General features: G+C 71.0%; 9 protein-coding genes. 7 read left to right on the top strand and 2 right to left on the bottom strand.

Annotated elements, in window-relative coordinates; translation table 11 throughout:
- Nucleotides 1–84 precede the first annotated feature (84 nt).
- Nucleotides 85–1,152, bottom strand: a complete 1,068-nt coding sequence (locus G339_RS40900) for a C40 family peptidase (protein WP_276203773.1) — start codon at nt 1,150–1,152, stop codon at nt 85–87.
- A 525-nt stretch (nt 1,153–1,677) separates the two neighbouring features.
- Here G339_RS40900 and G339_RS0120945 point away from each other — a divergent pair.
- The 7 genes from G339_RS0120945 to G339_RS0120915 all read left to right on the top strand — a co-directional run bounded on the left by G339_RS0120945 (nt 1,678) and on the right by G339_RS0120915 (nt 12,085).
- On the top strand, nt 1,678–2,190 hold the full coding sequence (locus G339_RS0120945) for an amino-acid N-acetyltransferase (protein ID WP_019633028.1): 513 nt from the start codon (nt 1,678–1,680) through the stop codon (nt 2,188–2,190).
- A gap of 4 nt (nt 2,191–2,194) precedes the next feature.
- The gene (locus G339_RS0120940) at nt 2,195–3,073 is read left to right on the top strand and encodes an RDD family protein (RefSeq protein WP_019633027.1); all 879 of its coding nucleotides are present in this window, start codon (nt 2,195–2,197) and stop codon (nt 3,071–3,073) included.
- Nucleotides 3,074–3,231: 158 nt separating this feature from the next.
- Nucleotides 3,232–3,795, top strand: a complete 564-nt coding sequence (locus tag G339_RS0120935; RefSeq protein ID WP_019633026.1) for an RDD family protein — start codon at nt 3,232–3,234, stop codon at nt 3,793–3,795.
- 854 nt (nt 3,796–4,649) lie between these two features.
- Nucleotides 4,650–4,970: a histone-like nucleoid-structuring protein Lsr2 gene (locus G339_RS0120930; protein ID WP_019633025.1), complete on the top strand. Its 321-nt coding sequence runs from the start codon at nt 4,650–4,652 to the stop codon at nt 4,968–4,970.
- A gap of 338 nt (nt 4,971–5,308) precedes the next feature.
- Nucleotides 5,309–7,822, top strand: a complete 2,514-nt coding sequence (locus tag G339_RS0120925; RefSeq protein ID WP_026341637.1) for an ATP-dependent Clp protease ATP-binding subunit — start codon at nt 5,309–5,311, stop codon at nt 7,820–7,822.
- A gap of 617 nt (nt 7,823–8,439) precedes the next feature.
- Nucleotides 8,440–9,501, top strand: a complete 1,062-nt coding sequence (locus G339_RS0120920) for an acyltransferase family protein (protein ID WP_019633023.1) — start codon at nt 8,440–8,442, stop codon at nt 9,499–9,501.
- 85 nt (nt 9,502–9,586) lie between these two features.
- On the top strand, nt 9,587–12,085 hold the full coding sequence (locus G339_RS0120915; protein ID WP_019633022.1) for an ATP-dependent Clp protease ATP-binding subunit: 2,499 nt from the start codon (nt 9,587–9,589) through the stop codon (nt 12,083–12,085).
- A gap of 86 nt (nt 12,086–12,171) precedes the next feature.
- Here G339_RS0120915 and G339_RS39955 read toward each other — a convergent pair whose 3' ends face one another.
- Nucleotides 12,172–12,693, bottom strand: coding sequence for a hypothetical protein (locus G339_RS39955; protein ID WP_019633021.1), 522 nt, complete (start codon nt 12,691–12,693; stop codon nt 12,172–12,174).
- Nucleotides 12,694–12,888 lie beyond the last annotated feature (195 nt).

The following is a 12,888-nucleotide window of genomic DNA, read 5'->3' as shown; positions in this document are numbered from 1 at the left end:
CGTCCTCAGACGCCGCACCCGTCGCACCGCGCCTTCGCAGGCCCCCGCCCCGCCGCCGCGTGTTCTGCGCGGCGCGACGGCCGCTCAGGCGACGCGAACCGCGCCCGCGAACGGACGGCCCGCGATCGGCGCGATGCGCACCACGTCGCCCGTGTGCGGGGCGTGCAGCATCTTGCCGCCGCCGACGTACATCCCCACGTGGTGCAGATCCGAGTAGAAGAACACCAGGTCGCCCGGCCGGAGCTGGCTCCGCGAGACATGGACGCCCGCGTGCCACTGGCTGCCCGTGTAGTGCGGCAGCCTGACGCCGACCTGCCGGTACGCCCACATCGTCAGGCCCGAGCAGTCGAACGACGTCGGCCCCGCCGCGCCCCACACGTACGGCCGCCCGACCTTGGCCATCGCGATCCGCAGCGCCTCGGCGGCGCGGCCCGCGCCGAACACCGGCAGCTTCGCGAACTGCTCGGGGTCCTTGGCGACGAGCTTTCCGCGCACCTTCTCGTACGCCTCGTTGATCTCGTCGCGCTGCGCGTCGAGCCGCCCGCGCAGCCGCGTCACCTCGGCGGCGCGGTCCTCGGCGGCCCGGCGGGCGCGCTCGGCCGCCTGCATCGCCTGGACGAGCGTCTGGACGCGCGTGCCGTTCTGCGTCGCGAAGTACCGCAGCGTCGCGCTCTGGTCCAGGACGGTCTGCGGGTCCCGTGCCGCGAAGAGCGCGCTGGCCGGGTCGGTGCCGCTCTGCATGTACGCGTCCGCGGCCAGGCCGCTGAACGCGTCCCGCAGCCCGTCGAGCTGCCGGTGCTGCCGGTCCGCGCTCGCCCGCGCGGTCCGCGCCGCCTGCTGCGCCTCGCGCAGCTTCACCCGCAGGCCGTTGTACTGCTCGGTGAGCTGTTCGAGCCGGTCCGCGAGCCGGTGCGCGCGGCCCGCGAGGTCGTCGCCGGGCGGCGCGGGGTCCGCGTGCGCGGGCGGCGCGATCCCCGGAACCGGCGACAAACCGCTGGCGGCCAGCCCGGTGCTGACGAGACCCGTGGTGAAAAGGCTCGTGGTGAACAGCCCCGTGGTGAAGATCCTCGCCGTGAACGGTGCGGCCGCGCCGCGCGTTGGGGGGCGGCGATGTTTTCCGACCGGACGCGACCCACGGCGCAACGGCTCCACGACCACTCCTCTGCTCGACCACCCGTGCTGACGACGCGTGCTGACGACCCGTGCTGACAACCCGTGCTGATGACCCGTGCTGACGACGCCGGCGACCGGCGCGGCGGCCCGCGCCCCATGCCCGGCGTCCGGGCCGGCCCCGGTCCGAGTCCGCGCGGTCTCGGCGCGGCGCACCCGGGTACTGCCGCCGACCGGATCGGCGCGCTCGGCGCCGGATCTCCCGGTTCCGCCGTCCCGGTACCGGAACGCGACCGTACGGACGCTGTCCGTAACGGCCCGGCGACGCGCAGGACACTAACGGAGCCGCCCAGCCCTGCCAACCAGTACGAGGGAATCCGTCGGCGGTACGCGCGAAGGGCGCTGACCTGCCCGAATTGTCATCGCGGACGGTCGTGCCGTTGGTCACTTTTGCCGGTTCGAGCGGCGTCGAGGCCCCGTTTCGGCCGGGTCGGCGCGTGTCGTCCCAACACGCGCCCGCCCGGCCGCTCGGCGCGGGAACGGACCGTTCGCTAATGTCGCCTGTTTGTGGAAGTCGTGATCAGGCGTGCCCGCACCGCCGATGTCCAGCACATCCGACGGCTCATCGACCTGTTCACCGGAACGGGCCGACGCCTGCTCCGCAAGTCGACGGTGACGCTCTACGAGGACGTCCAGGAATTCTGGATCGCCGAAGACCGCCAGACCAACGAGATCATCGGCTGCGGTGCGCTGCACGTGATGTGGGAGGACCTCGCCGAAGTGCGCTCGGTCGCCGTCGCGCCCGGCCACACCGGGCGCGGGATCGGCCACCGCATCGTGACGCGCCTGCTGAGCACCGCCCGCGACCTCGGCGTGCGCCGCGTGTTCTGCCTTACCTTCGAGGTGGAGTTCTTCGCGCGCCACGGATTCCGGCCGATCCTCGGCACCCCCGTCGCGCCCGAGGTGTACGAGGAACTCCTCCGCTCGTACGACGAGGGCGTCGCCGAGTTCCTCGACCTCGACCGGGTGAAGCCCAATACGTTGGGAAATACCCGGATGTTGCTCCGCCTGGAGGATTGACCCGATGACCGAACACCCCCCCGGCGACGGTCCGTACCCGCCCCGGCCCCCGCAGGCGGGCGGGGCCTCGTGGGGGCCGCCGCCCCCGTACCGCGAGCCCGCGCGGCCGTCCGCGCCCGCGCAGTGGGAGCAGCCCGCCCGCCAGCCCGTCCAGCGCCCCGTCGAGCAGCCCACGGAGCAGTACTGGGACCGTCCCGTCCCGCACGCCGGATCTGGCGACGAGGGACGGACGCAGGCGTTCGGCACGGCCGACTACCAGCCGGACTACCCCGACCAGCCCGACTACGCCGACGACGCGGGCGACCGCGAGCCCGGCGACGTCCAGCTCGCCTCCATCCCGCGCCGCGCGCTGGCGCGCCTGGCCGACAACCTGCTCGTCGCGGTCTTCGGCTTCGCGCTGATCCTCCCGTTCACCATCGGGATCTTCGGCCTCGACACCACCGGCAAGAAGACCGCGACGGACGGCGCGATCTGGAACTGGCCGATCATCGTCACGCTGTTCGCCGTCCTCGCCGTCCTGCCGTTCGCCTACGAGGCGATCCAGTTGACGATGTCGGGCCGGACGCTCGGCAAGCGCCTCCTGCGCCTCGGCATCGTCTCGCAGGACCCGGCGGGCGGTCGCCTGACCACCGCGCAGGCGATCATCCGCCCGGCCGTGAACCACATCGGCTACCAGATCGGCCTGTTCTTCTTCCTGATCCTGGCGGTGAAGGTCTGGGACTACGCCTTCTACGGCGTCGCGCTCGTCGCCGCCGGAACGCTCATGGCCTACCTGTGGGCGATCTGGGACGAGCCGTTCCGCCTCGCGCTGCACGACCGCCTGACCGGCACGCTCGTCGTGGACGAGCGCGAGTACGCCGACTACGGCGAGTACGAGGGCTGAGCGGTGTTTCCAAGTCCCGGCCCACGGCCCTCGCGCCCCACCGGGACTTTGCGAGCGCGGCATCGCTTCGCGATCCGGCCGGGGAAGCCCGCCTCCGGCTTCGCTTCCCCAGCTAGGTATCGGCCTGAGACAACCTGAGATCGACCCTGGGAGAACTGATGGAGGCGGCGGAACCGGCCGGAGAGCTGGAGCGGCCCGAGACGGCGGACCTCACGGACGCCGCCGCGCCGCCGCGCGCCGTCCGCGCCGACCTGGCCGACCCCGGGCAGCGGCTGCTGGCCCGGATCATCGACACGCTCGTCGTCGGGCTGCCCGTCGTCATGGTGCTGCTGGAGACCGTCCCGCGCTCCCGGCTCGACGTCCTCGCCCCGCCGATCGTCGCGGGCCTCCTGCTGCTCTACGAGGTCCCCCAGACGGCCCTGTGGGGCCGGACGCTCGGCAAGCGCGCGGCGGGCGTCGCCGTCGTCGCCCAGGACACCGACGCGCCGCCCGGATTCCCCGCCGCGCTGGTCCGCGCGGCTACCTACGCGCTGCCGATCGCGGTCCGCCCGGTGCCGTTCCTCGGTTTGGTCGCGAGCCTGTTCTGGGTCGCGAACGGCGCGGCCATTTACGAAGGCGCGCGGCGGGCGCTGCCGGACGGACCGCGCCGCGCCCTGCATGATCGTTTCGCGCGCACGGACGTCGTGAAGACGGACCCCGAGCCCGGCCCCGACGCGGAATAGGGCGTATCGGCCCGACCAATAGACGGGCCGCCGAATGCCCGTGCGCCCCGCGACCGTTCGTCGGCTGCGCTCGCGACACGCCGTACGCATCCGCGATGTGGAACTGGCGCCGGAGAGATGGTGAATTGACCATCGCGGGAGATCGGCCGCCGATGGCTTCGCCGACCGCCGTCCGGAACGGCCCGGGTGAAGCCCCGGAGGCCGTGGCGGTGCCGTATCTTGTCCGCTGACGTCCCCGGTGTCGCGAGCCCACGGGCGAGCGCTGTATTGCCGACTTATCGCCCCATTGGGGCCGGGACGCGCCTTCGTGGAGCGCGTTTTCGCCGGGGGCGCCCGCTCCGGCATTCGTTGACATCGCCCGGTGGCGGCCCTGGAAGCCCGCCCCGAGCCGGTCCCCGCACGCCGGATTTGGGTCCGCCGATGGTGTGCTTAGTCCCCATACGTCGGGCTTAATCAGGGCCGCGGAGACCGGTCGGGGACGGCCGGGTTAACGCAGCGTGTCCGGCGTTTTGGGGCACCGGGTTCGCCGCGCGGGCCGCGCGGGTGAATGCCGGACGGCGTTGGAAACCCGGTCCAATACATGATCGAAGCCGCTGGTCGCGGCGGTGCGGGCCGCCGTCCGCGCCGCCAAAGACGGGCCGCCGCGCGTCCGGACAATTGCCGCCCGCGCCGCCGCCGCGCGCGACGGCGCGCCGCCGTAACGCCGGTCCCGCAGATTCCGATGACGGTGATTACGATGCGTTACCGCGGGCAAGATGTCTTCGGGCTGCCGTGTTGAATTGTCATCGGCATCGCTCGCGGTATATGTTTGTGCAACCGGAATGAAGTGTGCTCGATCCGAAAGGTCTGTCCCCATGGCACAGAAGGTCCAGGTGCTTCTCGTCGATGACCTCGACGGTGGCGAGGCGGACGAGACCGTAGCGTTCTCGATCGACGGCGCCTCCTACGAGATCGACCTCAGCGGCGCCAACGCCAAGAAGCTGCGGGATTCGCTGCAGCCGTTCGTGGAGAAGTCGCGGAAGGCCGGCACCGCCCGCCGCCGCCGGCCGCGGACCGGCTCCAACCGCGAGCGCAGCGCGGAGATCCGTGCCTGGGCCAAGGCCCACGGCATCAAGGTCAATGAGCGGGGCCGTATCCCGCAGAATGTGATCGAGAAGTACGAAGCGGCCCACTGACTCCCGCGTCCGGGCCGGCGGCCCGTCTCGGTGCCGGGACGGGCCGTTCGCTTGTGGCGTAGCGAATCTCGGGTTGCGCGCCTCGCAGTGCGGTACACAGGTTCCATTCGACAATGCTCCGGACGCGCCGCGGCCGTGGGCGATAACCCCCCGTTCGCTTGCGGCGTAGCGGGAACATCGCGCACCGAAGCGGTAGTTGGATGAGACTGAACAGCGCTTAGCTGGGGAACGTCTCCTGGTGGGAAGGCACCGGGCGGCCTCCTCGGGGCGGGCTAGCATGCGGAAGGACGGGTCCGGACGTTCCGGACTCAACCAACCGCTCTGTGAGGAGCGACGAGATGTTCGAGAGGTTCACCGACCGCGCGCGGCGGGTTGTCGTTCTGGCTCAGGAAGAGGCCAGGATGCTCAACCACAACTACATCGGCACCGAGCACATCCTCCTGGGTCTGATCCACGAGGGCGAGGGTGTCGCTGCCAAGGCCCTGGAGAGCCTCGGGATCAGCCTTGAGGCGGTGCGCCAGCAGGTCGAGGAGATCATCGGCCAGGGACAGCAGGCGCCGTCCGGGCACATCCCGTTCACCCCGCGTGCCAAGAAGGTGCTGGAGCTCTCGCTGCGGGAGGCGCTGCAGCTCGGCCACAACTACATCGGCACCGAGCACATCCTGCTGGGGCTGATCCGCGAGGGCGAGGGCGTGGCCGCCCAGGTGCTGGTGAAGCTCGGCGCGGACCTGAACCGCGTCCGCCAGCAGGTGATCCAGTTGCTGCACGGCTACCAGGACAAGGGGGCCGCCACGGCGGGCGCCCCGTCGGAGTCGGCGCCTTCCACGTCGCTCGTCCTGGACCAGTTCGGCCGGAACCTGACGCAGGCCGCCCGGGAGAGCAAGCTGGACCCGGTGATCGGCCGCGACACCGAGATCGAGCGGGTCATGCAGGTGCTGTCCCGGCGCACCAAGAACAACCCGGTGCTGATCGGCGAGCCCGGCGTCGGCAAGACGGCCGTCGTCGAGGGCCTCGCCCAGAAGATCGTCAAGGGCGAGGTGCCCGAGACGCTGAAGGACAAGCACCTCTACACCCTCGACCTCGGCGCGCTCGTCGCGGGCTCCCGGTACCGCGGCGACTTCGAGGAGCGGCTGAAGAAGGTCCTGAAGGAGATCCACACCCGCGGCGACATCATCCTGTTCATCGACGAGCTGCACACGCTCGTCGGCGCGGGGGCCGCCGAGGGCGCGATCGACGCCGCCAGCATCCTCAAGCCGAAGCTGGCGCGCGGCGAGCTGCAGACCATCGGCGCGACGACGCTGGACGAGTACCGCAAGTACCTGGAGAAGGACGCCGCGCTCGAGCGCCGCTTCCAGCCCATCCAGGTCGCCGAGCCGTCGCTGCCGCACACGATCGAGATCCTCAAGGGCCTGCGCGACCGCTACGAGGCGCACCACCGCGTGTCGATCACCGACAGCGCGCTCGTCGCCGCCGCGCAGCTCGCGGACCGCTACATCAGCGACCGCTTCCTCCCCGACAAGGCGATCGACCTGATCGACGAGGCGGGCTCGCGGATGCGCATCCGCCGGATGACCGCGCCGCCGGACCTGCGCGAGTACGACGAGAAGATCGCGGACGTGCGGCGCGAGAAGGAGTCCGCGATCGACGCGCAGGACTTCGAGAAGGCCGCCGCGCTCCGCGACTCCGAGAAGCAGCTCCTCGCCCAGAAGGCGCAGCGGGAGAAGGAGTGGAAGGCCGGCGACATGGACGTCGTCGCGGAGGTCACCGAGGAGCTCATCGCCGAGGTCCTCGCGACGGCCACCGGCATCCCGGTCTTCAAGCTGACCGAGGAGGAGAGCGCCCGCCTGCTCCGCATGGAGGACGAGCTCCACAAGCGCGTCATCGGCCAGGAGGACGCCATCAAGGCGCTGTCCCAGTCGATCCGGCGCACGCGCGCGGGCCTGAAGGACCCCAAGCGCCCCGGCGGCTCGTTCATCTTCGCCGGCCCGTCCGGCGTCGGTAAGACGGAGCTGTCCAAGACGCTCGCGGAGTTCCTGTTCGGCGACGAGGACGCGCTGATCCAGCTCGACATGTCCGAGTTCATGGAGAAGCACACCGTCTCGCGGCTGTTCGGCTCCCCGCCCGGCTACGTCGGGTACGAGGAGGGCGGCCAGCTCACCGAGAAGGTGCGGCGCAAGCCGTTCTCGGTGGTCCTGTTCGACGAGATCGAGAAGGCCCACCAGGACATCTTCAACTCGCTGCTGCAGATCCTGGAGGACGGCCGCCTCACCGACGCCCAGGGCCGCGTCGTGGACTTCAAGAACACCGTCATCATCATGACGACGAACCTCGGCACCCGGGACATCTCCAAGGGCCAGTCGATGGGGTTCGCGCGGTCCAACGACGACAAGGGCTCCTACGACCGGATGAAGGCGAAGGTCGGCGAGGAGCTGAAGCAGCACTTCCGGCCGGAGTTCCTGAACCGCGTCGACGACACGGTCGTGTTCCACCAGCTCACCCCGAAGGAGATCATCCAGATCGTGGATCTGATGATCGCCCGCGTGGACGAGCGGCTGCGCGACCGCGACATGGGCATCGAGCTGCGGCAGGAGGCCAAGGACCTGCTGGCGGAGCGGGGCTACGACCCGGTCCTCGGCGCCCGGCCGCTGCGCCGGACGATCCAGCGGGAGATCGAGGACAACCTGTCCGAGAAGATCCTCTACAACGAGCTGAAGGCCGGCCAGATCGTCATCGTCGGTGTCGAGGGCTCGGGCGAGGACGCGAAGTTCACGTTCAAGGGCGTGCCGAAGCCGAACGGCGTGCCGGACAGCCCGCCCCCCATCGAGGGCGCGGTCAACTTCAACAAGGACTGACCCCCGCCCCCAACGGCGACAAGGACCCGCACCGCCTCCCGGTGCGGGTCCTTCCGCGTTCCAACGCCCCACTTACCGCCGTCGAGCCGTGCTCCACGCATCCAGACGCTCATATGGCGGCACACCTGGAGAGTGCCTGCCTGCCCGCCTTGCAGTCTGTTCGGGGTCGTTCATCGGATCTCGCGCGGAGCCGGGGAATCAGCGCGACCGATTGGCTGGCTCTCGATCTGGTCTTCGGATGGGGGCTCGTTCGGCGGCGTGGTGCCACCAGGCGGGTGGGGACGGGCCGCGTACACGGGAGAGGGGCTGGTCCGGGTGCAGGCCGAGGGGGCGCAGCGCGTCCGCGCGGACGTTGACGCCGCACCAGCTTCCGGAGGGCCGCAGGTGAGGTCGATGCGGACGTCCGCCGGGTCGAGGGGCATCCAGTCGATGCCACGGTCGCGCAGTCAGCCGCGCAGCGCGGCCGCGGGGGAGGGGGCGCCGGGAACGTTCCGGTAACTCGTCACAGGAATCCACGTCATCCATCCAGGATCGCACGACCGGTCAGGAACTGTTCAGATTCGGCGGGTACGGTAGCGGCCGTTCCTGGCTCCTGACCTCGGATCGGTGTCCCTGGCGTGCTCCTGACCCAGCCGACGTCCCAGGCGGACGGCACCGCCGCGCCCGCGCGGCGAGCGTTCCGCGACCCCTATTTCGACAACGCCAAGTTCCTCGCCATCGCCCTGGTCGTCGTCGGGCACGCGTGGGAACCGCTCCGCACGTCGGGGCTCGGCGGCCGGACGCTTGAGGCCGCGCACCTGTTCGTGTACGCGTTCCATCTGCCGGTGTTCAGCCTGATCTGCGGCTACTTCTCGCGGAGCTTCCCGAACGGGCGGAACAAGACCCGCAAGCTCGTCACCGGCATCGCCGCGCCGTACATCCTGTTCAGCCTCGGGTACACGCTGCTGGCCGGTTTTCTCGACGGGCACCGGATGGGCTGGGACCCGTTCGAGCCGTTCTATCTGACGTGGTTCCTGCTGGCGCTGCTGATCTGGCGGCTGTCCGTGCCGTTGTGGCTCCAGATCCGGTGCCCGGTATTGGTCGCGACGGCGATCTGCGTCCTGTCCGGGTTCGTGACGTTGCCGACGGCGCTCAACACGTCGCAGGTGCTGTCGTTCCTGCCGTTCTTCGTGTTCGGGCTGACGGTGACGCCGGAGAAGCTGGCGGTGCTGCGTCGGCGCGCGGTCCGCTGGATCGGCGCGGTCGTCCTGGTGCTCGGCGCGGGCGTCGCGTACGCGGCGGCCGGGCGGGTGGACGCCGAGTGGATTCACTGGCGGCGCAGTTTCGCGCAGCTCGGCGTCGGTGACTCGCTCGGCCTCGGCTACACGCTGATCGCGCTCGCCGCCGCCGTCACGCTGACCGCCGCGTTCCTGGCCGTCGTCCCGTCGCGCGAGACGTGGTTCAGCGGCTACGGCTCCGCGACGATGTACGCGTACCTGCTGCACGGCATCCCCATCATGTGGATGGCGTACCAGGGCTGGTACTACGGCCTCGCCGATTGGCAGATCGCCGTGCTCACGGTCGGCTGCCTGGCGCTGACGGTGCTGCTGTCCACCAGGCCCGTCCGCGCCGTCACCGCGTGGGCGGTGGAACCCCGCCTGACCTGGCTGTTCCGCACGACGCGGGCATCCAAGGCTTGACGTTCTTGGACCGTCGCGGAGGTTCTCCATACGAGCCGCCGGGGACGCGCCCTTAGGAAGAGGGACGCGTCAGCAGGGAGGCGGCATGACGGCGGGATGGTACGGGGGCGGCCGTGATCCGTTCGAGGAACTGCTCGCGCGGTTCTTCGGGGCGGGGTCGCCGCGCCCGCCGATGGAGCGGGTGAACATCGCGCGGCTGATGAGCGAGCCCGCGCGCGAGCTCGTCCGGGACGCCGCCACGCAGGCGGCGCAGTGGGGCAGCCCCGACCTCGACACCGACCACCTGCTGTGGGCGGCGACCCGCCAGGCCGGGACGCGGCAGTGGCTGGAGCGGGCGGGCGCCGACGCCGACGCCCTCGCCGCCGAGGTCGAGCGGACCGCGCGCCGCGCCGAGCCGTCGGAGACGCCGCCGGTGCTGACGCCGTCGGCGAAGCGGCTGCTGCTGGACGCGCGGCAGGTCTCGCAGGCGCTCGGCTCGTCGTACATCGGACCCGAGCACCTGGTGTTCGCGCTCGCCCTGAACTCCGACTCGCCCGGCGGGAAGATCCTCGGCGGCGCGCGCGTGACGCCCGAGTCGCTGCAGCAGGCGGCGGCGCCGCCGCCCGGCGGCGGCGTCCCGCGCGACTCCAGCACGCCGACGCTGGACGAGTACGGCCGCGACCTGACCGCTCTCGCCCACGAAGGCCGCATCGACCCGGTGATCGGTCGCGAGGCGGAGATCGAGCAGACCGTCGAGGTGCTGTCACGGCGGACGAAGAACAACCCGGTGCTCATCGGCGACCCCGGCGTCGGGAAGACCGCCATCGCCGAGGGACTGGCGCAGCGGATCGTGGACGACGACGTGCCCGACACGCTGCGCGGCAAGCGCCTCGTCCAACTCGACCTCGGCGGCGTCGTCGCGGGGACCCGCTACCGGGGCGACTTCGAGGAACGCGTCAAGAAGATCATGGACGAGATTCGCGCGCACTCCGGCGAGATGATCGTGTTCATCGACGAGATCCACACGATCGTCGGGGCGGGCGGCGCGGAAGGGTCGATGGACGCGGGCAACATGCTCAAGCCGGCGTTGGCGCGCGGTGAACTGCACGTCATCGGTGCGACGACCATTGACGAGTACCGCAAGAACATCGAGAAGGACGCGGCGCTGGAGCGCCGGTTCCAGCCGATCCTGGTGCCCGAGCCGAACGCCGACGACAGCGTCGAGATCCTGCGCGGCCTGCGCGACCGGTACGAGGCGCACCACCAGGTCCGGTTCTCGGACGCGGCGCTCGTCGCGGCGGTGGACCTGTCGAGCCGGTATCTGACCGACCGGTTCCTTCCGGACAAGGCGATCGACCTGATCGACCAGGCGGGCGCGCGGGTGCGGTTGCGCAGCGGGCGGCGCGGCGGCGACACCCGCGACGTCGAGCGGCGGCTGGACCGCCGCCGCCGGGAGAAGGACCAGGCCGTCGCGGACGAGGACTACGAGAAGGCGTCGGCGCTCCGCGACGAGATCCAGGAGCTGAAGCGGCGTCTGGAGAGCGACGAGATCGGCCTGGAACCGGCCGTCCCCGAAGTCACGACCGAGGACATCGCCGAGGTCGTGTCTCGCATCTCCGGGGTGCCCGTCGCGCAGCTCACGCGGGAGGAGCGGGACCGGCTCCTCGATCTGGAAGGGCACCTGCACGAGCGCGTCATCGGGCAGGACGACGCGGTCCGGGCCGTGTCGCGCGCCGTCCGCCGGTCGCGGGCCGGCATGGGCGACCCGGACCGGCCGATCGGCAGCTTCCTGTTCCTCGGCCCGACCGGCGTTGGGAAGACCGAACTGGCACGGGCGCTCGCGGAGGCGCTGTTCGGCAGCGAGGACCGGCTGATCCGGTTCGACATGAGCGAGTTCCAGGAGCGGCACACCGTCAGCCGCCTCATGGGCGCGCCGCCCGGCTACATCGGCTACGAGGAGGCGGGCCAGCTCACCGAGGCCGTCCGCCGCCGCCCGTACTCGGTGATCCTGCTGGACGAGATCGAGAAGGCCCACCAGGACGTCTTCAACGTCCTGCTCCAGCTTCTCGACGACGGCCGCCTCACCGACGCGCAGGGCCGCACCGTCGACTTCCGCAACACCGTCGTGATCATGACGAGCAACCTCGGTTCGGAGATCATCACGGGCCGCCGCGCACCGGGATTCGGCGCGGTCGGCGGTGAGAGCACCGGGGAGTCCATGCGCGACCAGGTCATGCGGCGGCTGCGCGAGGAATTCCGGCCGGAGTTTCTGAACCGCATCGACGACATCATCGTTTTCCAGCGGCTGGAGGCCGAACAGCTCCACGAGATCACCGACCTTCTGCTGGAGGACACGCGGCGGCGGCTGCGCGGCCAGGACCTCACGATCGAGTTCACACCCGAGGCCGTGGACTGGCTCGCGAAGCGCGGCTACGAGCCGGACTTCGGAGCCCGCCCGCTGCGCCGGACGATCCAGCGCGAGGTGGACGACCGTCTGTCGGACCTGCTGCTCGCGGGCGAACTGGAACCGGGCCAGCATGTGACGGTCTCGGCGTCCGACCGCGGCCTGGAGGTCAAGGCGGCCACGCCCGCCCTGCCGTCCTGACCCGTCCCGCGCGGTGCGGACGCCCCGGCCCTGCCGTCCTGACCCGTTCCGCGCGGTGCGGACGCCTCGGCCCGATGTCCATGCCGTCATCGCCGCTTGCGCTTGCCCGGTCGCCCCTTCGGTCGCTTCCGGCCGTTCGAGGACTGAGGCTTCCTGCTCGTGACCGGCTTCCGAGCGAACCGAGGCGGCGCGCCGGACGCATCCGCTGCGCCGGACGACGTACTCGCGGGACGGGGAACCGCCTCGACCTCGCGCGGTTCCTCCGAGCACGGTCCCGCCGGGCTGGGGACGCTGGGCTCCGACGTCGCAGGCTGGGAAGCGGCAGCCTCCACAGCGCTTTCCACCTGTGCGAGCTCGGCGACCGGTGTGATCGTGATCGGCGCGCACTCCCCGCCAGCCCGGCTGTACTCGACCAGCCGGAGAACCCGGCACTGCGGATAGCGGACGGTGCGAACAGCGACGCCCTTGCGGTTGACCTCGCTGACGCTGACGATCCCGTCCTCCGTGGTCGCCACGACGCGGCGGCCGACCCGGTCGGCCGTCACCACGCACAGTTCGGCGCGGCCGTCCGCACCGGCCGCGAGAATCTCGATCCTGTCTCCAAGCATGGGCGGTCCGCCCTTTCATCGGTGGGTCGATGTGGGCTTCGAGTACATCGACCGCGCGCGGACCTCCGCCACATGAGCCGAAACCTGTGGATAACTCGTCGGGGCGGCATGCCCGCCAGGAGGTCGTCGGCGAGCCCGGCGCGGTGGTTCGGCTGCCCGGACGCGGACCGCGCCGCATCCTGAGCTGGGCCGACG

Origin of the sequence: Actinomadura atramentaria DSM 43919 (assembly GCF_000381885.1) — a bacterium.
In the GTDB taxonomy this organism is placed as follows: domain Bacteria; phylum Actinomycetota; class Actinomycetes; order Streptosporangiales; family Streptosporangiaceae; genus Spirillospora; species Spirillospora atramentaria.
This window is presented reverse-complemented; position numbering and strand designations above follow the sequence as displayed.

Bases quoted from the DNA above. Each gene is read 5' to 3' on its own strand.
- G339_RS39955 (WP_019633021.1), bottom strand. From the start codon at position 12,693: ATGCTTGGAGACAGGATCGAGATTCTCGCGGCCGGTGCGGACGGCCGC.
- G339_RS0120925 (WP_026341637.1), top strand. From the start codon at position 5,309: ATGTTCGAGAGGTTCACCGACCGCGCGCGGCGGGTTGTCGTTCTGGCT.
- G339_RS0120930 (WP_019633025.1), top strand. From the start codon at position 4,650: ATGGCACAGAAGGTCCAGGTGCTTCTCGTCGATGACCTCGACGGTGGC.
- G339_RS0120940 (WP_019633027.1), top strand. From the start codon at position 2,195: ATGACCGAACACCCCCCCGGCGACGGTCCGTACCCGCCCCGGCCCCCG.
- G339_RS0120935 (WP_019633026.1), top strand. From the start codon at position 3,232: ATGGAGGCGGCGGAACCGGCCGGAGAGCTGGAGCGGCCCGAGACGGCG.
- G339_RS0120915 (WP_019633022.1), top strand. From the start codon at position 9,587: ATGACGGCGGGATGGTACGGGGGCGGCCGTGATCCGTTCGAGGAACTG.